This window comes from Bacteroides ovatus (assembly GCF_001314995.1).
Taxonomy (GTDB): Bacteria; Bacteroidota; Bacteroidia; order Bacteroidales; family Bacteroidaceae; genus Bacteroides; species Bacteroides ovatus.
In genome coordinates this window covers 2,171,621-2,196,959 of record NZ_CP012938.1, presented here as the reverse complement: position 1 = coordinate 2,196,959, position 25,339 = coordinate 2,171,621, and the positions used below count along the sequence as shown (strand labels likewise).

14 protein-coding genes are annotated in these 25,339 nt (G+C 41.5%); 9 read left to right on the top strand and 5 right to left on the bottom strand.

What is annotated here, in order from left to right; all coding sequences use genetic code 11:
* Positions 1–10: 10 nt before the first annotated feature.
* The 5 genes from Bovatus_RS08810 to Bovatus_RS08790 all read left to right on the top strand — a co-directional run bounded on the left by Bovatus_RS08810 (position 11) and on the right by Bovatus_RS08790 (position 11,229).
* Positions 11–1,783 (top strand): RagB/SusD family nutrient uptake outer membrane protein, encoded by a 1,773-nt coding sequence (locus Bovatus_RS08810; RefSeq protein WP_004321551.1) that lies wholly within the window; start codon positions 11–13, stop codon positions 1,781–1,783.
* Between the two features lie 24 nt (positions 1,784–1,807).
* A complete protein-coding gene (locus Bovatus_RS08805; protein WP_004300970.1) occupies positions 1,808–4,789 on the top strand; it encodes a SusC/RagA family TonB-linked outer membrane protein in 2,982 nt (993 codons plus the stop codon).
* A 12-nt stretch (positions 4,790–4,801) separates the two neighbouring features.
* Positions 4,802–6,490 (top strand): RagB/SusD family nutrient uptake outer membrane protein, encoded by a 1,689-nt coding sequence (locus tag Bovatus_RS08800; protein WP_004300969.1) that lies wholly within the window; start codon positions 4,802–4,804, stop codon positions 6,488–6,490.
* A 16-nt stretch (positions 6,491–6,506) separates the two neighbouring features.
* Positions 6,507–8,633, top strand: a complete 2,127-nt coding sequence (gene hepC / locus Bovatus_RS08795) for a heparin-sulfate lyase HepC (RefSeq protein ID WP_004300968.1) — start codon at positions 6,507–6,509, stop codon at positions 8,631–8,633.
* Positions 8,634–8,868: 235 nt separating this feature from the next.
* A complete protein-coding gene (locus tag Bovatus_RS08790; RefSeq protein WP_004321548.1) occupies positions 8,869–11,229 on the top strand; it encodes a right-handed parallel beta-helix repeat-containing protein in 2,361 nt (786 codons plus the stop codon).
* A gap of 570 nt (positions 11,230–11,799) precedes the next feature.
* Here the strand turns inward: Bovatus_RS08790 and Bovatus_RS08785 are convergent.
* Complete coding sequence (locus Bovatus_RS08785) at positions 11,800–13,251, bottom strand: glycoside hydrolase family 10 protein (RefSeq protein WP_004300964.1); 1,452 nt, start codon at positions 13,249–13,251, stop codon at positions 11,800–11,802.
* A 109-nt stretch (positions 13,252–13,360) separates the two neighbouring features.
* On the opposite strand from Bovatus_RS08785, the gene Bovatus_RS08780 reads away from it, so the two are divergent.
* The 3 genes from Bovatus_RS08780 to Bovatus_RS08770 are packed head-to-tail and all read left to right on the top strand — an operon-like array spanning position 13,361 to position 15,508.
* The gene (locus tag Bovatus_RS08780; protein WP_004300963.1) at positions 13,361–14,791 is read left to right on the top strand and encodes a carbon starvation CstA family protein; all 1,431 of its coding nucleotides are present in this window, start codon (positions 13,361–13,363) and stop codon (positions 14,789–14,791) included.
* Positions 14,788–15,018 carry a hypothetical protein gene (locus Bovatus_RS08775; RefSeq protein ID WP_004300962.1) on the top strand — a complete coding sequence of 77 codons (231 nt, stop codon included), beginning with the start codon at positions 14,788–14,790 and terminating at the stop codon, positions 15,016–15,018. The genes Bovatus_RS08780 and Bovatus_RS08775 overlap by 4 nt, the downstream gene beginning before the upstream one ends.
* A 4-nt stretch (positions 15,019–15,022) precedes the next feature.
* Entirely contained in the window at positions 15,023–15,508 is a 486-nt protein-coding gene (locus Bovatus_RS08770) for an outer membrane beta-barrel protein (RefSeq protein WP_004300961.1), read from the top strand.
* 97 nt (positions 15,509–15,605) lie between these two features.
* On the opposite strand, the gene uvrA is transcribed toward Bovatus_RS08770, so the two are convergent.
* A complete protein-coding gene (gene uvrA, locus Bovatus_RS08765) occupies positions 15,606–18,377 on the bottom strand; it encodes an excinuclease ABC subunit UvrA (protein ID WP_004300960.1) in 2,772 nt (923 codons plus the stop codon).
* A gap of 16 nt (positions 18,378–18,393) precedes the next feature.
* Here uvrA and Bovatus_RS08760 point away from each other — a divergent pair, with 16 nt between their 5' ends.
* Complete coding sequence (locus Bovatus_RS08760) at positions 18,394–19,980, top strand: glycoside hydrolase family 10 protein (RefSeq protein WP_004300959.1); 1,587 nt, start codon at positions 18,394–18,396, stop codon at positions 19,978–19,980.
* 111 nt (positions 19,981–20,091) lie between these two features.
* On the opposite strand, the gene Bovatus_RS08755 is transcribed toward Bovatus_RS08760, so the two are convergent.
* The 3 genes from Bovatus_RS08755 to Bovatus_RS08745 all read right to left on the bottom strand — a co-directional run bounded on the left by Bovatus_RS08755 (position 20,092) and on the right by Bovatus_RS08745 (position 25,311).
* Positions 20,092–20,640 (bottom strand): chromate transporter, encoded by a 549-nt coding sequence (locus Bovatus_RS08755; protein WP_004300958.1) that lies wholly within the window; start codon positions 20,638–20,640, stop codon positions 20,092–20,094.
* A gap of 118 nt (positions 20,641–20,758) precedes the next feature.
* Positions 20,759–21,301, bottom strand: a complete 543-nt coding sequence (locus Bovatus_RS08750) for a chromate transporter (RefSeq protein ID WP_004300957.1) — start codon at positions 21,299–21,301, stop codon at positions 20,759–20,761.
* Positions 21,298–25,311 (bottom strand): hybrid sensor histidine kinase/response regulator transcription factor, encoded by a 4,014-nt coding sequence (locus Bovatus_RS08745; RefSeq protein WP_004300956.1) that lies wholly within the window; start codon positions 25,309–25,311, stop codon positions 21,298–21,300. The genes Bovatus_RS08750 and Bovatus_RS08745 overlap by 4 nt, the downstream gene beginning before the upstream one ends.
* Positions 25,312–25,339 lie beyond the last annotated feature (28 nt).

Genomic DNA, 25,339 nt, shown 5'->3' with positions numbered 1-25,339 from the left:
AATGATTATTATGAAAAACAAAAGTTTAATTATTCTATGCGGACTTCTGGCTAGCTTATTCATCGGATGTGAAGACTTGAAGTTCGGTGATAATTTTTTGGAGAAACCCAATAGTGACGATGTATCTATTGATACGGTGTTTTCTTCCAAGAAATATGCAGACCAGGCCCTAAACCAGTTTTATAAGAGTTTGTGGGATTTTATGCCTACCTTGAGAGGGTGTCATCCGGAGGGGCTTATTTTGGATGGATATACTGATATAGGATATGCACAACCAATCTCATGGACACGCGGAGACTTTAATTCTTCTTCCAGTTGTATCAACTTTCCTTATTTTCCTTTTCATTCACAGATTACTGAAGTGACGGGAAATCCCTCTTTTGGTATAAGGAAGGCTTATATTTATATTGAAAATGTAGATAAAGTTCCCGATATGACTGATGACGAAAAGCGTATTCGAAAAGCGGAAGCTAAAGTAGTCATTGCTTTTCACTATACTCAAATGATTCGTTTCTATGGTGGTATGCCTTGGATAGACCACGCGTATGCGGCAGATGAGATTTTCCAGTTTCCTCGTCTGACGTTGGAGGAAACAGTCAATAAAACAGTTGCGTTGTTGGATGAGGCGGCAACCGATTTGCCTTGGTCTACCACCGCTGAAGAATATGGACATATGACAGCAGCCGCTGCTAAAGCGTTGAAGTTCCGTTTACTCTTATTTGTTGCCAGTCCATTATTTAATAATAAAGCACCCTATTATGACGGACAGGCGGCTACTGAACTTCTGACTTGGTATGGAAATCAGCAGGATAGCCGTTGGGAGGCTGCTTTGGAGGCAGGAAGAGAGTTCTTGCGTCTGAACATGCAGAATGGTGATTATTATCGGATTGAAAATACAGGGAATCCCAGAGAGGACTATGTAAACGGCTATTTTACGAAAGGCAATCAGGAGGTTGTGATGGCTTCTTTCCGTTGGGGAACTTATGATGGCGTAGATAAACCGTTCCGTATGTATGAATCCGGTTATGGTATCCCGCGTGGAAATTATGCGGATATGTTCCAATGGAAGGATGGTTCTACATTCGATTGGAATAATCAGACACACCGTGCGCATCCGTTTTTTGATGAAAAAGGACAGCCGAACCGTGATGTGCGTTTATATGAGAACTTGCTTGTAAATGGTGATAAATGGCAGGGACGGACAGCAGAAGTTTATCAAGGTGGACGCGAAGGATATGGTTCGGGAAGTTCTGTGCAGAAGAAAACTCAATTTGGCTATGGATTCCGCAAGTTTATTCGTGATAAGAAGAATGAGATGAAAGGTAAGCCTTACTCTTGTCCCATGATTCGTATGCCTGAGATTTATTTGAGTATAGCCGAAGCTATGAACCAATTGGGGAAGGCTAACGTGCCCGATGAATTTGAGAAGACCGCTTATGATTATCTGAACCTCGTGCACGAACGTGCAGGGTTGCCGGGGGTAACTTCCGCTAAGGTGCCGCAAGGTGATGCATTGTTGAACTACTTATTGGATGAACGTGCCCGTGAATTCGGACAGGAAGATGTTCGCTACTTTGATATGATGCGTCATAAAAAGGGTGCGGAATGGGCTACACGTCCCATGGAAATGCTGGAAACGACGAAGGTCGGAAGTGACTTCGAGTATGCAGTGAGTACGCGTGACGATATTAAATATTATTGGAATGAATATTGGTATTTATTGCCATTTCCTGTAAGCGAAATCAATAAGAAATATGGATTGATTCAAAATCCCGGCTGGTAATAAGGTTAATTAAACGATTTGATTATGAATAAATTATTATTTACGATAGGCATGTTATTCATCTCTTCGGTAAGTCTGGTGGCGCAGGAGATGATGAATGGCATTGTGAAAGATGGCTCCGGTAAACCTCTTTCGGGTGTAAAGGTATCAAAGGTAGGAGAATACAGAAATAACAATGTCACTGATGAAGACGGTTTGTTTTCACTCCTGTTGAAGAAAGGTGATTATATTGAACTGAATTATGCAGATGTAGCAACCAAGCGGATTAAAATCACAGGGGATACCCTGAATTTGGTGTTTGATATCAAGAAAGACGCGGTTGTTGATTTGGGATTTCTAAAGCGGACAGAAGACACCCAAACCCAGTCTGTGACTGCTATTTATGCTGACTTGCTGGAAAAGAACGCGACTTCTCCCGACCGGGTGAATAACGCGCTTTTTGGATTGATATCAGGGCTTCATCTCAGTCAAACGGTTGGTTGGGATGCTAATGCCGGCATGAATATACGTGGTCGTGGTGGTTTGGGTAGCGGAGCTCCCTTGGTTTTGGTGGATGGATTTGAACGGGGACTGACGAATATGACAATAGAAGAAATAGAGTCCGTTCAAGTCTTGAAAGATGGTGCTGCTACGGCTTTGATGGGTGCCAGAGGGGCTAACGGAGTCATTTTGGTGAATACCAAAAGAGGTATTTATAATTCGTTTGATGTGGATGTGAATTATCGTCATGGTTTCGATTTTCCTGTCAACCGGCCGGAAATGGCGGATGCTTATACGTATGCTATGGCGCAGAACGAAGCGCTGTATTATGATGGTTTGCCGTTACAATACACGAAAAGGGACTTGGAACGGTTTAAGGATGGTACGAATCCGAATTATTATCCGAACGTCAACTGGTATAAAGAGGGTACAAGGAATTTCAGCGAAAACAATCAGTTTAATGTAATGATGCGTGGTGGCGGAAAAAGAGTACGGTATATGGCGTTGTTGGATTATAAGAATAAGTTTGGTTTGTTGAATGAAGATTATACTCACTATTCGGATCGTTATAATTCTCAGATACGGACTTATGAGTTAGGACTGCGTATGAATTTGGATGTGGATATCACTTCCAGCACCCGAATGAAGTTTGGCTTATATGGCATTATTGGAGAAGATAAGCGACCGAATACGGATATTAATACCATCTTCCAGAATTTTTATAAAGTACCTGCCGCTGCATTTCCGGTGAAGACGCTGAATAATAATTGGGGGAGTAATACGCTTTTTAAGATGAATCCGATTGCGGCTATTGCAGATGTGGGATATGTACAGGAAAATCGTCGTATGTTGGAAACAGATATGCGGATTACTCAGGATTTCTCTATGTTCCTGAAGGGGTTGAGTGCGGAAGTGGCTGTCGCTTATGATAATACTGCCACTTTTCAGGATATAGGTAGTAAGACCTATAAGTATGAAGTCGGTTATCTGTCGGAAGAGGGACTCCCGGTAAGTGAAACTTATGGTACGGATAGCAAGGTGCAGATAACCAAGTCTGTATTGTCTGCCCAATTGATACGTGCCAGTGTTGAGGCTAAATTGAATTATGACTATACATCCGGTAAGCATCAATTGTCGGCTTCGGCTGTCTATCGGCAGGATATGAAAGAACCGTTAGAAAATAACGCCTCTTATTATCGGCAGAATATCATGGGATTTGTCGGTTATAATTATGGCAACCGTTATATGGTAGATGTTGTCGGCAACTATTATGGTACAAGTGTTCTGTTGAAAGGTGATAAGTTTCGTTTCTATCCGGCTGTTTCTGCTGGTTGGAATTTGGCTAACGAAGATTTCCTGAAAGGGGCTTCTAACCTGGACTTGTTGAAACTTCGGGCTTCTTGGGGACGTTCTGCGGTAGATGAACTTGATTATGGATTGGGGAATTATTTCTGGACAGGGGGGACAGGATATCCTTTTGGAGATGGTATGACAGTAGTCAATGGTTTGAAAGAACAAAGGTTACCTGTATATGGCTTGAATCTGGAGACTGCAGACAAATATAATGTGGGGGTAGACCTGCGTTTATGGAAGAACTTCACGGCAACGGCAGAGGTGTACTATGACCATCGTACTAATATTTTAGTTGCTAATAATAATGTGTCCGGCATACTAGGCATCGACCCGCCGAAAGCCTGCATAGGTGAAGTAAAGAGCCGTGGTGTAGAATTGAGTTTGGGATGGAGTGGACAACATAAGGATTTCAATTATTTTGTAAATGCGAATTGGGCATTGAATGATAGTGAGATTGTTGAAAACGGACAAGCCTATCAGCCTTACGACTATTTATATACACGTGGACATAAAGTCGGGCAACTGTTTGGATTGGAAGCCGTCGGTTATTTCCGTGATGAAGAGGATATTGCCAAGAGCCCGGAACAAACATTTTCGGTGGTTCGTCCGGGAGATGTGAAATATAAAGACCAGAATGGAGATGGAAGGATAGATAGTGAGGATAGGATAGCAATCGGCAAGTCTACAACGGTGCCCGAAATGGTGTTCGGCTTGAATCTGGGCTTCGAATATAAAGGCTTTGGAATAGATATGGTCTTTAATGGAGTGAGTGGGCTGACCAAACAATTGAATGTGGCAAATGTACATCAGCCCTTACGTAATGGCAATACCAATATCGCGACTTGGTATTTGAAAGATAAGATTCGTTGGACGGAAGCTATGAAAGATGTCGCCAATGTACCCCGTCTTTCTACATTGTCGAATGAAAATAATTATCAGACTAGTACACAATGGATTGAAGATGGTTCATTCTTGAAATTACGTAATCTGAATGTCTATTATAATCTGCCGCAGAAATGGGTGAAAAAGATAAAATTGGATAAACTTCAGATTTATGCTAAAGCACAGAATGTATTTTCTATAGATAAGATTGATTATTTCAATTGTGAAGATCTGACATTGGGGTATCCGGATTTATTCTCTGTATGTCTGGGTCTGAATATTAACTTTTAAATAAAGATAGTTATGCGAAATATAAAGAACTATGTAGTAGCGGCTTTCGCTCTGTTTTTATTGGACGGATGTGATTTCCTCGATTACGATGAAACTAGCGGAAAAACCAAGGAAGAAGCCTACAGCTATTTTAATAATATGAACTCATCGGTAGCTTATATATATGGTTTCTTGCCGACTGATTTTGGGAGGGTGAGTGATGCGATGATGGAATCTGCTACCGATAACTCTGTTTATACTTGGGAAAATAATAGTATCTATTATATAACCAATGGTATTTGGAGCCCGCTAAAGCGTGTCGATGACGGTTGGGGCTTTTGGGACGGAGTGCGTAGCGCCAATTTATTCCTGGAGAACTTTGATCCGAAAGTGCTTGAACGTTTTCAGTACAATGAAGATTATGATGAAATGATAGACAAGGCTTCTAAATTTTCTTTGGAAGTCCGCTTCTTGCGCGCGTTCTATTTATTCGAACTGGCTAAACGCTATGGGGATATTCCTTTGATAACACGTACTTATACGCAGGAAGAGATTAATTCTGTACGAAAGACTTCATTTGCGGATGTGATAGATTTCATAGCAAAGGAATGTACGGAGATAACCCGGGAAGGAGGACTGCCGGAAGATGGTGTCAGAGGCGAGACAGGCAGGGTGACCAAAGGTGCGGCACTGGCTTTAAAATCAAGGGCTTTACTGTATGCGGCAAGTGATTTGCATAATCCTGCTCATGACTTGACAAAGTGGGAAGCGGCAGCTAAAGCAGCTTATGAGGTTATAAAAATGAATAAATATCAATTGCCTAACGTTTCTACTGACCCGTTGTATTCGGATTTGGGTGGTAATGAGGTCTTGAAGTCCAAACAGTTGATTTTTGAGCGTCGTGCCATTGCAACTACCAGTGATTTTGAATCACGCAATGAACCGATGGGATATGAAGGTGCGGAAGGAGGAAATACGCCTACACAGAATTTGGTAGATGCTTATGAAATGAAGGACGGGACTCCTTTTGACTGGAATAATCCTACTCATGTGGCAAATATGTATTATGATGCTTCCAATAAGGAAACACGTGATCCGCGTTTATACAAAAATGTACTGACCAATGGTTCTATATGGCAGAAACAAAAGGTGGAGATTTTCGAAGGTGGCAAAAACAAGATCTTGGATGGTTCAACGAAAACAGGATATTATCTGCGTAAATATATGAATCCGTCCGTATCACTCGACCCAGACAAACCGAATAAACTGTATCATCACTATGTCTTGTTCCGTTATGCCGAGATATTGTTGAATTATGCGGAGGCTATGAATGAGTGGAAAGGTCCGGATGCTACGGCAGAAGGATGTCCATTGACGGCACGTGCAGCCTTGAATCAGGTTCGTGATTGTGCCGATATGAAACATGTGACTGAAAATGGAGCGGACTTTACAGCAAAGGTTCGCAATGAACGCCGCATTGAGCTGGCTTTTGAAGGGCATCGCTTCTATGATATTCGCCGTTGGAAGATAGCGGGGTTGGATGAAGTTAGGAATATCTATGGGGTAAAGATAACAAAGAGCGGCACTTCCCTCTCTTATGAAAAGGTGTTGTTACAGCAAATGTACTGGAATGATAAGATGTATTTATTCCCTTATCCCCAGAATGAAATTTATATGAATCCGGATTTGGGGCAAAACCCGGGATGGAGTAATGGTAATTAATTAAATTTGAAACAATATGAATTCAAAAATATTTAGTTTGCTTTTTTTGCTGGCTCTGTTCATGACTGCCTGCAATGATGATAAGATTATTTTCTTTGAGAATCATGTCAAGGAAGAGGATAATGGTGGAAGTGAAACAACAGTTCCGAGACTTTTTGAAGTAATCAATCTTGATTATCCCGGTTTGGAAAAAGTGAAAGCATATTATGATAAGAAAGATTACGTCTCGGCTACTTCCGAATTGTTGGAATACTACCGGAATAGAGAGGATGTTACCAATCCTAATATAAATCTGGGTCAGACCTCTATTGGCGATTTCAATAAAAATATTGCTGACCAAGCTTTAGAATATCGTTTTTATATAAAAGATAAATATGAGTCTAAAGATGCATCTGGGAAAGAAACGTATGTCCTGTTTAAACAAGATGATGAAATAAACTGGAATTATGTCCCTGACAAGTATAAGGGAGATGCGGAATTTGTTTATCAGTTGCATCGCCATCAGTGGATGATATACCAGGCTAATGCATATACGGTTACTCATGATGAAAAATATGTCAAATCATGGATAGAGGTTTATGGCGATTGGCTGAAAACGTTTCCTTGCCCTGAAGGGAAAGTCGATAAAAACAAAAATGTGGAATGGTATGGACTTCAACCTGCTCATCGAGTACAGGCACAACTTGATATAATGTCTTATTTTATTCAATCGGAGAACTTTACTCCTGAATGGCTTTCTACATTTCTCGTTGCCCTGTCGGATGGAGTGGAATGTATCCGTAAGAATTATTATAAAGAGACTAATATTCTTATTACTCAAGTGGAGAGTGTTGTTTCTGCCGGAATATTAATGCCGGAATTTAAGAAAGCAGGAGAATGGTTGAATGAAGGTACAGCAAAAATCACTGAACAGGTGGAAGCACAATTCTTAGGTGATGGGGTACATGTAGAACTGACTCCCGGTTATCATATAGAAGCTGTTTATGCTTGCAATAAGCTCTATAATATGGCACAAGTCAACAATAAAGTCGGATACTTCCCGACCAATTATGTCGGATTATTGAAGAAAGCTGCCCGTTTCGTAATGGATATTACGTATCCCGATTATTCTTTTGATAATTTTAATGATACAGGTGCCAGTTCATGGACTAAAAGTGTACTGTTAGGTAATTTCCGTCGATATATGGCCATGTTCCCTGATGATAAAGAAATCGCATGGATGGCAACCGAAGGGAAACAAGGTAAGACTCCTGAAGAATTAATCCAGCTCTATAAGGATGGCGGTTATTATATGTTGCGCAGTAAGTGGGCATCAGATGCAATAATGATGGTAGTGAAAAATAACAATAATCCCAAGAATTATGTGCACTGCCAGCCAGATAACGGAACTTTCAGTTTATATCGTGACGGACGTAATTTCTTACCGGATGCAGGTTTCTTTACTTATGGAGGAGATAAAGAAAGTGATAATCTGCGCAAATCATATCGGGCAACCACCATGCACAATACAATGACCAAGAACTCTGCCACTATAGCAGATGGTTATATGAATGGAAAATTCTTGTTGCAAGAAAGCAAAGGCAATATCGATGTGCTTGTAACGGAAAATAAGTCCTATGGTGACTTGACACATCGTCGTGCCATATTTTTTGTGAACAAGACATTCTTTGTTTTGGTGGACGAGGGCTATGATGCCGGTAAAACTACCCCGGTGGTGGATGTGACTTTCAATTTGGGTAATGCGCCTAAGGTTGTTGTTGATGAAGCTGATAAGGAGAACTTTCAGTATGGTGCTTACACAAAATTTGACGATAATAATAACATGCAGTTTAAGACATTTGTTGAAACTAATTCCGGATATGTAGCTAAATGGAGTACTAATTGGTCCTCTAGTAAGCAGAATGAGAAAACACTTCAACGCAAATGGTATCGAGTGAGTATAACCAAACCGATGGGAGGTGCGGCACGTTTTATTACGGTAATCCACCCGTTTACGAATGAGGCTGATCGTGCAAAATTGAATATTAGTGCTAAATTTACAGATAATACAGGTGCGACTCCTGGCACATTCCATGCCGATGGTGCTTCTGTAGAAGTTTCCGTAGGTGGTACAAAATACGATTTATCTTATAAATTAAAATAGATTTTTTTTATTTTGATATTTGTATCATAGGTAAAAGTTTTGATATAGAGATGAATTTGTAATTTGGCTCTTTTTTCAGGTAACTGAAATGGTATGGGATTGATTGTTTTTTGATGTAACTCCCATACCATTTCTTTTATGGTACGTAAAGTTATTAAAATTTTATTTTTTGTTAATTAAGTATTTTATTTAGTCTATCTTTGCTCATACATATAGCCCAAATAATCATATCATAATGAAAACACGAAGAATAAAAACAATCCTTCTTTTTTTATCAACAATGCCATTTATAGGCATTTATGCCCAATCGATATATTACGTTTCTCCTCATGCATCATCCGGTGGAGATGGCAGTCCGGCAACTCCTTTTCATATCATTCATGAAGCAGTGGAAAAAGCTCGAAAGGATAAGAACTGTACTACAATTTATTTGAGGGAAGGGGAATATATTTTAGATACCCCCTTGGTGCTGACCTCTGCTGATGGAAATGATTCGAAAGAATTAATAATAAGGAATTATCCAGGTGAGAAAGCTATAATATCGAGCGGAATTACCTTGGACTTGAAATGGGAAAAGTACAAGAATGGTATCATGCGGGCTGCTGTGAAAGGGAATCCGGTTATGGATATGCTTATTGTAAACGGAGATTTGAGGTCTATGGCACGTTATCCTGATTATGATAAAACAGCTGTTCGTTTTAATGGTACATCTGCTTTGGCAACAGCCCCGGAACGAGTGAAAAAATGGAAGAATCCGGAAGGTGGTTACTTTCATGCCATGCATAGTCATGATTGGGGTGATTTTCATTATCGTATTACAGGCAAGAATGAAAAGGGAGAGTTGCAACTGGAAGGTGGCTGGCAGAATAATCGTCCAATGGGAATCCATCCTGAAAACAGGATGGTAGAGAATATCTTTGAAGAACTGGATGCTCCGGGAGAATGGTACTATGATAAACAAGAAGGCTGGTTGTATTATTATCCTTTGTCTGATGAAAATATAAACGAGCTGGTGTTTGAAACTCCGCAACTTAAAAACTTGATTGAAATTGCAGGAACTTCATCCCATCCGGTGAAAAACATAACTATTGAAGGAATAGAACTGACGCAAACGATACGGACATTTATGGAACATTATGAGCCTTTGCTCCGTTCGGACTGGACGATATATCGGGGAGGAGCCGTTATTTTCAGGGGAACGGAAAAATGTACCCTGCGTGATTGCTATATCCATCATGTAGGTGGAAACGGTGTCTTTTTTGATAAATATAATCGCAATTCTGCGGTGACCGGTTCTTACCTGACTTCTATTGGAGCCAGTGCCATCTGCTTTGTCGGAGATGTGGCGGGAGTACGTTCACCGAGTTTTAGGTACGGGGAATTTGTTCCTTTGGATAAAATGGATACTGCTAAAGGTTCGCAGAATGACAATCATCCAGCTTATTGTGAAGTCTACGATAATTTAATCTGTACTATCGGTTTGTTTGAAAAGCAGATTACAGGAGTGGAACTTTCCATGTGCCGTAATATTACAGTAAGTCATAACAGTATTTACGATACTCCCCGTGCCGGAATTAATATCAGTGAAGGTACTTGGGGAGGACATATTATCGAATACAACGATATTTTTAACACCGTGAAAGAAACAGGCGACCATGGAACTATCAACTCTTGGGGACGTGACCGTTTTTGGCATCCGAATTATAATGTAATGACACAAATTACGGATGAAAACCCTGCGTTGATTCTAGCAGATGTAGTTGAACCTATTATTATCCGTCATAATCGGTTGCGTTGTGATAGAGGATGGGATATTGATTTGGACGATGGTTCCAGTAATTATCAAATCTACAATAATCTTTGTTTGAATGGCGGCATAAAATTACGTGAAGGCTTTTATCGAACTGTTGAAAATAATATCATTGTCAATAACACGCTCCATCCGCATTTATGGTTTAAAAACAGCGGAGATGTTTTTTCACGTAATATTGTAATGACCAAATATAAACCTATAAGAGTGTATGGCTGGGGCAGGGAAGTAGACTATAATATCTTTACAGACAGTTTATCGTATCTTGCAGCTCGCCAACTTGGTGGAGATGCTCATTCTATAGTAGCTGCGATCAGGTTTATAGATGCTGCGAAAGGTGATTTTAATGTAGCGGACGATTCTGAAGCGATAATTAAAGGAGGTTTTCGTAATTTTCCGATGAATAATTTCGGAGTGTTGTCTTTTCATTTGAAACAGTTGGCTGAAAGTCCTGTTATGCCCGTTCCGCTTGTGGCAGGTCATGTTACGGATACCAAGACGATGCTTTGGAAAGGAGTGACGTTTAAGAATCTGGACACATTGGAAGAACGCTCCGCTACCGGTATGGATACGGAACGGGGAGTTTATGTTGTTTCAGTAGATGCCCTAGGCAGTCCTGTCAGAGATTTTATTGCTCCGAATGATGTTGTGCTTGGAATAAATAGAAAATCTGTCAATAAATTAAGTGATATGAAAGAGGCATTGAAACGCGCGGATACACAAAAAGAAGTCGAGTTCATTATTTTTAGAAACCAGAAGGAGCATAAAGTTGTTATTCCTCTTTGATTTTTATCTATGTCTCTCACTTGATACTGCTATCAACATTACATAATGAAATAAATATCTATCATTGATAAAACAGTCGAATAAAGGTTGCATGGGTGTGAGATGGCTTGTTTTTGTTGCAATGAACCCGTATGAATCCGACTATCATAGCTTAATAATCCGACTTGAATGGCGCTAATTTTATAGCCCACACATGTGTGCCGTACAGCCTACGTATGTGGGCTGTACGGTTTGCATACGTGGGCTGTACAGCCTGCCTATGTGGGCTATAAAAAGACTGATATTCTAACTGGATTATTAAGTTGCCAAATACGGATTATCATCCTGTAAAGTGTGCATTCTTATGCCTTTAAATGGGCATTTTACCTATATGCTACGCCCAAATAGACAAAGTATAGGAATGATAGATGCCCATTTTTTGCAATAAAAGTATGATAGATACCTTTCTTTCAAGGCATCTATCATACTTATTCCACTGACAATTAGGATGATATGGGAATTGATGATAGTATGATAGATGTTTTTTTCTCTATGTAGTATTTAGTTCGGTTTTACTCCTTGGGAATGAAATTATTCTTGTATCGCTACGCTTTCATTTCCGTAACGGTCTACGGCCGTAACAGCGAAATGCTTTTTAGCATTCCAAGGCAGGATAGGGGCATAGATATAACTTGTCTCCCTGATATTCTGCGCTACGATATTTACCGGTCGGCTGGTGTCTACCGGATACTCATTGGAAGCATAAATAACATACATAGGTTTGTTACGTTCGTCATTATCCGTAGCAGCCTGCCATTTTAGTTCCGTATATCCATTCTCGATATTTGTTATTTTCAACTCCGACGGAGCCGTAGGCGGAACATTGTCCAGCCAAGGCATCGGGGGCTGTAAAGCTGGATATGCGTAGAAGTTTTCGGCTAGCTCATCATAAATGCCTTGTGTGTTCTCCATGAGATATTTCACCCGATAGTGCCCTTCACCTGCCATATCATGATTGCGGATGAAGTTTATTTGGCGGTCTATCTCGTCGCGTGTCCATTTGCCTTCATCGGGATGGAGAAAATAAATGCCGAGTCCCGGAATCACCTGCCGTCCGTTGCTCTGTTCCTGCCAGTCGAGGGCAAAAGGGTAGAAATTGTTTCCCTGGAAATACATCATCGGATAAATTTGATCCATAATACCTTCTCCCATCCAACCTTGCGAGTCCTGATAAACGGTAAAGAAAGCATTCCATCCCCGGGAGGGGTAACGAGAAGTATCACGGTATTTACCTACCGGGCAGGTACTTACTTTCACCCAAGGCTTCATAGCTTTTACACCTATATATATATAACGTACAATTTCGGAGATATTATCCCGGCGCCACTGATCCAGTGTGCGTCCTTTATTGTATCGGCGGAAATCATATTTATCAGGAAAAAGAGGAGCATTCTCCGGATAACGCAGATAGTCGAAATGCACTCCGTCCACATCATAACCGCTAACGACTTCCCGCACCAGTTTCATCAAATACTCCTTCGTTGCCGGATGTCCCGGATTGAGGAAATATTCGCGCTTGTAAGGAACGCATATTTCTTTCATCCGCTTGGTGACAGACTGACTGCCGAGCGAAGCAACATGCTTCTTATTCCCTAGTGGGATAGTTACCATCCAGGCATGACATTCCATCCCTCGCTTATGACATTCTTCAATGGCAAAAGCCAGTGGATCATATCCTGGATTTCCTCCTGTTTTTCCGGTCAGGATCGAATTGAAAGGTTCGATTGCTGAAGGATATAATACATCTCCACGAGTACGGGTTTGAAATAGGACAGTGTTGAAGTTGGCAGCCTTCAACTTATCAAGAATATCTATTAACTCTTCTTTCTGCTTGCGGATTGTTTGAGGGGTTGTTGCACGTGTGCGAGGCCAATCCAGTCCGTACACCGCTGTCACCCATGCGGCACGAACTTCGTGCTTGGGTTGCGCAACAATTGAGAGGAAAGGAAACAAAAGTGAAAGAATGAAAATAGTATAGCGCATATCCTTTATTTTTTGTTTTAAATCCCTGCAAAGTTAGTAAAAGTGTCGGTATTGTTGGGCTGTTTCGTGAGATTATGTTACATTTGCCAAGTTAAAAAAACGACACGCTATGATTACATTTACTCTATGCCTGCTGGCGTTGATAGTAGGCTATTTTACGTATGGACGCCTGATGGAACGCGTCTTTGGTCCTGACGACCGTAAAACACCGGCTCTTACCAAGGCGGATGGAGTGGACTATATTCCATTGCCCACCTGGAAGATTTTCATGATTCAATTTCTCAATATTGCCGGATTAGGTCCTATTTTCGGAGCAATCATGGGAGCGAAATTTGGTAGCTCTTCATACTTGTGGATTGTGCTGGGAAGTATTTTTGCGGGGGCAGTGCATGATTATTTTGCCGGAATGCTTTCTTTGCGTAATGGAGGTGAAAGCCTGCCGGAAATAATAGGGCGTTATTTGGGACTGACTACCAAGCAGGTGATGAGAGGATTCACTGTCATTTTAATGATTCTGGTGGGTTCGGTTTTTGTTGCAGGTCCTGCCGGATTGTTGGCTAAACTGACACCGGAAAGTTTGGATGCTACGTTTTGGATTATCGTTGTATTTGCATATTATATTCTGGCTACTTTGCTGCCTGTTGATAAAATAATAGGTAAAATCTACCCATTGTTTGCGGTTGCCTTGTTGTTTATGGCAGTAGGCATTTTGGTGATGCTCTATGTTAACCATCCGGCTTTGCCGGAGTTATGGGACGGATTGCAAAATACGAACCCGGAAGCGAGCGAACTTCCTATCTTCCCGATTATGTTTGTGAGTATTGCTTGTGGTGCCATTTCAGGTTTCCATGCTACGCAAAGCCCATTGATGGCCCGTTGTATGACTTCGGAACGGCATGGACGTCCGGTATTTTACGGTGCAATGATTACCGAGGGCATTGTTGCTCTTATTTGGGCTGCTGCCGCTACTTATTTTTTCCATGAAAACGGAATGGAAGAAAGCAATGCTTCTGTTATCGTTGATGCTATTACAAAAGAATGGTTGGGAGCAATCGGCGGAGTACTTGCCATTTTGGGAGTGATTGCAGCTCCGATAACTTCGGGTGATACGGCTTTCCGTTCGGCACGTCTGATTGTGGCAGACTTTCTGGGAATGGAACAAAAAAGTATGCGCCGTCGTTTGTACATTTGTATTCCGATGTTTATAGTGGCTATTGGTTTGCTTTTGTATAGTTTGCGTGATGCAAACGGATTTAATATGATATGGCGTTATTTTGCCTGGGCAAATCAGACATTGGCTGTGTTTACCTTGTGGGCTATAACAGTTTTTCTGGCGGTATCCAAGAAACCTTATATCATTACTTTGGTACCGGCACTGTTTATGACATGTGTATGTTCTACTTATATATGTATTGCTCCTGAAGGATTAGGACTCTCGCATACAGTCTCCTATGGCGTTGGTATAGCGTGTGTAATGGTTGCGACTGTTTGGTTCTATATCTGGATAAATAAGCAAAAAACAAGAAAATTATCAGAATGAAGAAAATAAGAAAATCAACAGGAGTGGCGCTTGCATTCCTTATTTATGTATCTGTAACAGCGGCTTATTTGTTGCCTCGTAATACGGAAGTCAGCCTGACAGAGAAAATAATTACGGTGGCAGTTTCTTATGTCATCGTCCTCCTTCTTTGGCTGGTGCTTCGGAAAAAGGAACAAATGCGCGAACGCCGCAAAAAAGACGAACAATCTATTCACTTAAAAAAGTAAGTTTATGAAGAAATTAGCTTTGGCTCTTTGCTTATTGGCAGTCTCTTTTACTGCACAAGCGCAATTTGAGAAAGGAACTACGATTATTAATCCTTCATTGTCGGGGTTGGACTTTTCGTATAGTAAAAACGATAAAGCAAAGTTTGGAGTTGGTGCACAGGTCGGTACATTCTTTGCCGAGGGTATTGCCTTGATGGTAAATGCCGGAGCCGACTGGTCGAAACCGGTAGATGAGTATACACTGGGCACAGGAGTACGCTTCTACTTCAATAAAACCGGTATCTATCTGGGTGGTGGACTCGACTGGAACCGCTTCCGTTGGAGTGGTGGAAAACATCAGACAGACTGGGGACTGGGTATCGAAGCCGGATACGCTTACTTTCTTTCGCGTACGGTAACCATTGAACCTGCCGTTTATTATAAATGGCGTTTCAATGATGGAGATATGTCACGTTTCGGTGTGAAGATTGGATTCGGTTTCTACTTGTAAGAGAGATTGATTTTTTTCATATATTAAGCCCTTGCAGATATAGAACTTCTGCAAGGGCTTAATTACATAAATGTATTATTATAGTTTTGACGATTGCTTATCCTAGTTTTTCTTTCAGAAACTGCCCTGTATAGCTTGCTCCGCAGGCAGCAACTTCTTCCGGGGTACCCACTGCTACGATATTTCCGCCTTTATCTCCACCTTCCGGTCCGAGATCGATTACATAATCGGCACATTTGATGACGTCCATGTTATGCTCGATGATAACGATGCTGTGTCCCCGGCGAATCAATGCGTCGAAAGCATCCAGCAGTTTGCGGATATCATGAAAGTGTAATCCTGTAGTCGGTTCGTCAAAGATAAACATCGTTGGGTCAGCTTTCTCCTGACTTAAATAAAATGCGAGTTTGACACGTTGGTTTTCACCACCGGAAAGGGTAGAAGAAGCCTGTCCTAATTTGATATATCCCAGTCCTACATCCTGCAAAGGAAGCAACTTCTTCACAATTTTCTTCTGTCCATGTTCGTTGAAGAACTCAATCGCTTGGTTGACGGTCATCTCCAATACATCGTAGATACTTTTATCGTTGAATTTCACTTCCAGCGTGTCGGATTTGAAGCGTTTTCCATGACAAGATTCACACTCCAATACCAAGTCTGCCATAAATTGCATTTCTACAGTAATGGTTCCTTCTCCTTTACACTCTTCGCAACGTCCGCCTTCGCTATTGAAACTGAAGAATCCGGGGGTATATCCCATTTGCTTCGCCAAAGGTTGTTCGGACCATAGTTTACGGATTTCGTCGTAAGCCTTGATGTAAGTCACCGGATTTGAGCGCGATGATTTGCCAATCGGGTTCTGGTCTACAAATTCTACATTCCGCAGGTCACGCAAACTTCCTCCGATTGAAGAGAATTCTCCCGGTCGGTCGCTACATTCGTCTAATTCACGTTTCAATGCCCGGAAGAAAATATCTCTCACCAATGTACTCTTCCCGGAACCGGAAACACCCGTAACAACTGTCATTACATTGAGAGGGATACGTACGTTTACTCCTTTCAGATTATTCTCACGTGCGCCTTTCAATTCTATATAATTATTCCACGGGCGGCGATGCTCCGGAACAGGTATTTCATCTTCTCCTAAAAGATAACGTACCGTATAGCTGTTGCTTCCCTTCTTTAAATCCTTCATATCTCCCTGGTAAACAACTTCTCCACCCAGACGTCCGGCATTGGGACCTATGTCGATAATGTAATCCGCTGCACGGATAATCTCTTCATCGTGCTCTACCACTACTACCGTATTTCCTAATTGTTGCAGTTGACGCAACACATGGAGCAGGCGGTCTGTATCACGGCTATGCAGTCCGATGCTTGGCTCGTCGAGAATATAAAGACTGCCCACAAGGCTACTTCCCAGCGAGGTTGCCAGATTGATACGCTGGCTTTCTCCACCCGATAAGGAATTACTAAGTCGGTTCAACGTCAGATAGCCCAAACCTACATCGATTAAAAAGCGAATCCGGCTATTTATTTCAATCAGAATACGTCGGGACACATTGCTGTCGTGCTCATCCAGTTCCAGATGGTCGAAGAATTGCTTCAGTTCTGTGATGGGCAAATCCACCAGTTCGGAAATATTCTTTCCGCCCACCCGTACATATCCGGCTTCCGGTTTCAGGCGGGTGCCGTGGCATTTCGGGCAAAGCGTCTTTCCCCGGTAACGCGCCAGCATCACCCGGTATTGTATCTTATATTGATTTTCTTCCAGCATCTTGAAAAAATCATTGATGCCGTGGAAATATTGGTTGCCTTCCCAAAGTAACCTGCGTTGCGCGTCTGTCAACTCATAATAAGGAGTGAAAATGGGGAAGTCGAATTTCTCCGCATTATGAATTAATTCTTCTTTCCATTCACCCATCTTTTCGCCACGCCAGCATACGATAGCTCCTTCATATACCGATAATGAACGATCCGGAACGACTAAGTGCTCGTCAATGCCGATTACTTTGCCGAATCCTTCGCACGCCGGACAAGCGCCGATAGGCGAGTTGAATGAAAACATCTGGTCGTTCGGTTCTTCAAAGATGATGCCGTCCGCTTCGAATTTAGTGCTGAAAGTATGAAGTTTCGTAGTTCCATCCGATAGAAAAAAACGCAGCATACAGGTTCCGTCGCCTTCATACATGGCTGTTTCGGCAGAATCTGTCAGTCGGCTGATGGCGTCTTTGCTGGTGGCAACCGCCATACGGTCGACCAGCAGATAGACTTCATCACCTGCCACAGGCGTATATTCATCGATTCGTTTCATTTCACCGTTCACTTCGATACGGTTGAATCCTTGTTTCAGGTCTATCTCCAATTGCTGTTGTAATGTGCGGTCTTCACGCAGGCGGATAGGCGTCAGTACCGTATATCTTGTGCCTTCCGGATAGGAAAGCATACAGTTGACGATGTCCTCTGTGGAGTGCTTCTTCACTTCTTGCCTGCTGATGGGACTATACGTTTTTCCCACCCGTGAATATAACAGGCGTAGATATTCGTAAATTTCAGTCGAGGTGCCCACGGTGGAACGGGGATTACGGCTGTTCACTTTTTGTTCGATGGCAATGGCGGGAGGAATTCCTTTGATAAAGTCACACTCCGGTTTGCTCATTCTCCCCAGGAACTGACGCGCGTAGCTGCTTAAGCTTTCTACGTAGCGGCGTTGTCCCTCTGCATAAAGGGTATCAAAAGCAAGTGATGATTTTCCCGAACCCGACAATCCGGTGATAACAACAAGTTTGTTGCGGGGAATATCTACATCGATGTTTTTTAGGTTGTTGACTCGTGCGCCTTTGATCGAAATATAGTTGTTTTCTGACATAAAATACTCCTTTTTTATGGTAGTCGGCAAAGTTAGCGAATTTATCGGGAGTTTGTATTATCTTTGCGTCACATTATTACGATTTAAGAATATTATGAAGCTGAAAAACTATCTTTTACTTTTAGCTCTTCTTCTGGTGGTAGGAGTGAGGGCACAGGTGCCATCAGGCAATAAATATCCTAAACGTGAATTCCGTGGAGCATGGATACAGGCTGTCAATGGCCAGTTTCGTGGCATTCCTACAGAGCGACTGAAGCAAATATTGATTAGCCAGTTGAATTCTCTTCAGGAAGCCGGAATTAATGCGATCATCTTTCAGGTGCGCCCTGAAGCGGATGCATTATACGCTTCCCAATATGAACCGTGGAGCCGTTTCCTGACAGGAACGCAAGGGCAGACGCCTTCTCCTATGTGGGACCCGATGCAGTTTATGATTGAAGAATGTCAGAAACGTAATATGGAGTTTCATGCCTGGATCAATCCTTACCGTGTGAAGACTTCATTAAAGAATAAGTTGGCACCGGAACATATTTATCACCAGCATCCGGAATGGTTTGTTACTTATGGCGATCAGCTATACTTCGACCCGGCACTTCCTGAAAGTCGGGAGTATATCTGCAAAATTGTGACCGACATTGTGTCCCGTTATGACGTGGACGCTATCCACATGGATGATTATTTCTATCCTTATCCGGTTAATGGATTAGATTTTCCGGATGATGCAAGTTTCGCCCGTTATGGTGGAGGTTTCACCAATAAGGCAGATTGGCGTCGTAGTAATGTGAATGTGTTGATAAAGAAGCTTCACGAAACGATTCGTGGCATCAAGCCTTGGGTGAAGTTTGGTATCAGTCCGTTCGGTATTTATCGTAATCAGAAGAGCGATCCATTGGGAAGCAACACCAATGGTTTGCAGAACTATGATGATCTTTATGCCGATGTACTCCTTTGGGCACGTGAAGGATGGATTGATTATAATATTCCGCAAATTTACTGGGAGATTGGCCACAAAGCTGCCGACTATGAGACACTGGTGAAATGGTGGGCTACTCATTCGGAAAACCGGCCGTTGTTCATTGGTCAGTCGGTGCCAAAGACAGTTCAGTTTGCCGATCCGCAGAATTCTTCTATCAATCAGCTTCCCCGCAAGATGGCTTTGCAACGTGCTTACCAAACAATCGGAGGTAGCTGTCAATGGTATGCAGCAGCTGTTGTTGAGAACCAGGGTAGATATCGCGATGCTTTAATCAGTGAATATCATAAATATCCTGCTTTGATTCCAGTCTTTGATTTTATGGATGATAAAGCTCCGGGCAAGGTACGTAAAATGAAAAAGGTATGGACGGAAGATGGCTATATCCTTTTTTGGACAGCTCCGAAAGCTGATACAGAGATGGATAAGGCAGTTCAATATGTAGTCTATCGTTTTGACAGTAAAGAAAAGGTGAATTTGGACGATCCTTCTCATATTGTAGCTATCACGCGCAATCCATTCTATAGACTTCCTTATGAAACAGGAAAAACAAAATGCCGTTATGTAGTGACAGCTTTAGATCGTTTACATAATGAATCGAAATCCGTAAGTAAGAAGTTAAAACTGTAAAGGTATAGAATAAACAACGATAAAACGGTGAACACTCTGCTGAATGATAACGCAGTTTATTCACCGTTTTTTTGTTTACTGTTTTTTTGTTTACTGTTCAGCCGCTCGTTATTAATAGAGCAGCAAACCTGCAATACCACAGGCGATAATCATTAATATCGGATTGGCTTTATATTTTCTTGTTCCGATGAATGCAATCAGAAAGATAATGATACTGATAACGAATGAATAAGTATCTTCCGTAGGCGAACCGAAGTTTTCTGCGTTCATTAATACCAACGCGGCGGAGGCGAGTAATCCGACTACTGCCGGGCGTAATCCATTAAAAATAGATTCTACTATCGGATGTTTCTGGTATTTTAGGAAGAATTTACTGATGGTCAACATCAAGATGAAAGAGGGAAGGACTACGGCAAAGGTAGCAATGATGGAACCCCATACGCTACCCGTAGAAGTAAACCCTACATAAGTAGCTGCGTTGATACCAATAGGTCCTGGAGTCATTTGGCTGATTGCGACAATATCCGTGAACTCCTGCGAACTCACCCATCCATAGCGGGTTACCACTTCGCCTTGAATCATGGAAAGCATGGCATAACCGCCACCGAAGCCAAAGAGCCCGATCTTGAAAAATGTATAGAATAACTGTAGGTAAATCATGTGATTAATAATTTATTATATAATAATTTTAGGCATGGATTACACGGATTTCCCGGCTTTTAGAATTATGAATCTGTAAAACAACAGCGTTAATCCGCGCCTTCTCAACTCTCCATTCTCAACTCTCAACTTTTCTAAATTTCCCCCACAGGAAACCTCCTACACCGGCCGCAATAATAATCCAGATAGGGGAGAAGCCCAACAGCCAGATTAATATTGCCGAGACAACAGGAATCCACAGATTGTAGCGGTTGATTTTTGCGGATCGTCCCATGGTAAAGGTCGGCGCCGCGATGAGTGCCACCACTGCCGGGCGAATTCCTTTAAAAATACGTTCCACTATCGGATTGTCTTTGAAACTATGAAAGAACAGGGCGATAGCCAATATAATAATGAAAGACGGCAAAATTGTTCCCAATGCTGTGATAATACTTCCCCGGATTCCACGCAGCTTATATCCTATAAAGATAGAAATATTGACTGCCAAAATTCCCGGTGCGGATTGGGAGATAGCCAGCAGATCGATAAAATCTTCCTGCGCAATCCATTTCCGTTTGGTGACAATTTCATTTTCAATCAGTGGCACCATTGCATATCCTCCTCCAATAGTAAAGGCGCCTATTTTAAAAAAGATTCCAAATGCTTCGAGATAAATGTTCATTCTTTCTTTTCTCCTCCTTCCTTACTAACTGCTTTTTTCTCTTTGCCATATTGACTGGGACTTACATTATAATGCTTCTTAAATACTTCGCGGAAGTACTTGGCGTCACTGAATCCCGTCATTTCTGCAATTTCTGTTATGCTATGTGTGTCTTCTTTTAGTAATTGTACGGCACGTTTCAGACGAATCAGCCGGATATAATCTCCCGGTGCCTGATCGGTTAATGCCCTTAATTTATTGTAAAAACTTGTGCGACTCATTCCCATCAGGCTGCATAATACATCTACCGTGAGAGCAGGATTGTCAATGTTATCTTCCACGTTCTTTTTGACGTTTGCTATGAATTTCCAGTCAATGTCTTGCGAACAGTTGATGCAGTCTTCATCATTTTCCTCATCATTCAGATCTAAATTTGCGAATTTGCTGCGCAATAGTGCACGGTTAGCCAGCAGATTGGCAACATTAGCTTTCAATATACCAATATTGAATGGCTTCACAACGTATTCATCCGCACCAATCTGAAGTCCCGAGAGAATATCTTTCTCATTATTCAAAGCAGTCAGCAGGATAACAGGAATGTGGGAGGTTTCGATATTATTCTTGATAGCTTGGCATAATTCATCCCCCCCCCGCATTTCAGGCATCATAATGTCTGAAATAACCAGCTCTGGTTTGTACTCGGGAATAATCGTCAATGCTTCTTTTCCATTGGAGCAAACCTGTACGAAATACTCCTCGGATAACGTTTGCGACAGATAGTTGCGCAACTCATCATTATCTTCCACAATCAAGATGCGACGATGATTAATGTTCTCTTTCTTTTGTGCATTTTCGTAAATTTCAGGTGATGGAGGCGGAACGTTATCAATCGTATTTTCTATACGCTGTTTGCTCGGAGTTGCCAGATGTGCTTTCCGGAAGCGCTTGCTGTCTTTAGGGAATGTTATTTTGATAACCGATCCCTGGTTTTCGATGCTTGACAGATTAATCTTTCCTTTATGCAGGCGGACTAGCTTCCATACAAGCATCAGTCCGATACCACTTCCTGTTACTTTGGAATTAATAGCATTGCTGCCACGGAAATGAAGTTTGAACAATTTCTTTTGTTCATTGGCCGGGATGCCGATTCCTGTGTCTCTGACTTCCACGCTCCATGAGTCAGATGTTTCTGAAACGAAAACCTGTACATTTCCATTTTCCGGAGTATATTTCAGTGCGTTCGAAATGATGTTCTTAAAGATAGATTCCATCTTTTCTTTATCAAACCATACGTTCATATACCTGAAATTACTTTCATAAGTGAAGTTGATATGTTTGATGTTGGCGTACTGCTGGAACGCGTTGAATATTTCATTCATAAACGTGTTTAGCTCATGCTCTGAAATATATAATTCGGAAGAATATACGTCCGCTCTTTCAAAGTTGATAAGATTGGTGGTAAGACGTAATAGGGCATTTACGTTTCGTAATGCCGTATTCATGTTCGAAATACCTTCTTTACTCAACTCCTCTTTCTCGCGTAGTTCTTCCAAAGGTGCTTTGATAAGCGTCAATGGGGTACGGATATCATGTGCCGTATTGATAAAGAAGTGTATTTTCTCATCGGAGACTTTGCGTTGCTTCCTCAAAATCAGTATACGCAATAGGACGATGGCAATGAGACAAAGGATAGCTGTATAAACCAGCATGGCCCAGAATGTCAGCCAGAAAGGTTGGGCTATGATAATATCCATACTTCTTTCTTCAAGCATGATGCGTTTGTCTTCATTGGAGATGGCACGTACCCTTAGCGTATATTTGCCCGGGGCAAGATTGGTGTAACGAATCGTGTTCTCTGTTCCGGGTTTGCTCCATTTATCATAGAAACCTTCTAGCCTCCAAGAGTAAAGAATATTGGAAGGATAGTCATAGTTGATGGAAGAAACCTGCAAAGAGAATCTGTTTTGATTGTATTTTAACTTTAGTACCTTTGTATCATTGATGCTTGCTTTCAACGGAGAATCCTCATCACCCGGATAGATTGTTTGATAAAAAAGCTTGAAATCGCTGAAAATCATTTTAGAAGAATAACTTCTGGGCAATTTCATATCCTTGTCAAATTCCACTGCTCCGTCAGAACTGCCTAAAATGAATTTATTGTTTTTCCGTAACGTACCTGATAGCGCATTGAAATGGGTGGTCATCAATCCCATATCTTTGGTCCAGTTATAGAATTTTTTCTCATTGGGATAAAAACTTGTCAATCCGCTTTCTGTACTCATGATTATATCTTTGTCCGCATCCGATAATATGGTATAGATATTATTGGATATCAAAGCACAGTTTTCCGTGTGGTAATGAGTGAACAGTTTTTTATTAATATCGTAAATCAATAGTCCCGACCCGCTGGTACCTATATACAATGAACCGTTTTTTGCTTGGTACAGGGAATAGATATAGTTCGACTCTACCGGAAGTTTTATGCGCTCGAATTTTCCGGATTCTTTATCTAAAAGACATAGGCCGGTGGCACTACCGATCCACATACTTTTTTCATCTTTCTCAACGATGGCGGTAATGGAATTTAATCCATCATAAAACCGTACTTCCTGCGTCTTCAGATTAATACGCTTGAGGTTGTAGAATCCTCCCGACCAGATATAACCCTGCATATCTGTACGAATATCACGTATATATTTATCCGGTCGCTTGTTTGTATGAGTGTACAAAGGCGGCATGAAATAGCTGACACTGAACGTTTTCTTATCTATCTGGTAAGCACCGGAAGAGTACCCGCCTGCCCAGATAATTCCGGGAGCCACTTCGCATATAGTAAGAAAGATATGGCTTTTATTACCTTGCGACTCTTCAAAAGCACTAAGCACCGATCGCCATTGTCCGGTCTTTGAATTAAAAAAACTGATGCCATTGTTCGTTGCAAACCATAAATCTCCCTCTCTGTCTTCAATAATGGCATTTACTTGATCGTTGATTAAAGACTGTTTGTTACCGATGGAGTGCTTAATCCATTTGTAGCTCGTATAACGGTTGTTTTGTATCGTGATTCCGATGGGATAATTAGCCAGCCATATCCGTTCTTCATCATCCACAAAAATGTCATTGATACTGTTACCGTTCATGCCACAATTACTGTTATAATCAGCCACAATTTCGGGTACTATTTGATAAGTATCCATATTTATTTTGTGTACTCCTCCGCCATCGGTAGCTATTAATAACTCTTTGTCATTTAGCGGCTTGAACCGTGTGATACTGATATCTTTCAGGTTATAATCCGGTCGTATGACGGATTTGGTATTCATATCATAAACCATAATTCCCCGCAAGAAAGTGCCGATGAATAGTTTCCGAATCTTTTTGTCGAAGTGTAAATCGCTTACTTGGGCTTTCACGCTCTCCAACTTATCGCAATTGATAAGTTTCAATGCGTTGTTTTCTAATTGGGCATAATGAATCCCCATTTCCGTACCGATGAAGAAATGCGATTCGTCTATTTGTTCAATATCAGTGATTTCTTCACTTATATCATTCTTTATATGGGTGACTTGTTTGGTGTCCGTATTATAGAGAAAGATAGTATCTTTATTGCATAGCCAGATGTGTTTGTTCTGGTCGAGCCAGGCATAAGTGACCGGGTCCGGCTGTTCGCTGAAACTTTCCATCGGTAATTTATATACAAGACTGAAGCAGTCGTGAATCTGGTCATACCGGAATACTTTTCCTTTTTTCCCGATTTCCCATAAGACTCCTTCCTGATCAATATAAAGCCAGTTTAGATTTAACAGAGAGTTCACTTCTGCGTCACCATCCATTAACTTATATCGTTTAAACTCTTTTCCATTGTATCGATCAATACCTTCGTGCGTGAGGAACCACATGTATCCGGTTTTATCTTTTTGAATGCAGTAAACCCGCCGGTTACTTAACCCATCCTCCACTCCGAGATATCGATACGTCTGCGCGACACAAATTAGAGGAAACAATAAGATTAGAAAAAGCCATTTTTTCATACAAATAGGACTTTTAAGGGTTATTGAA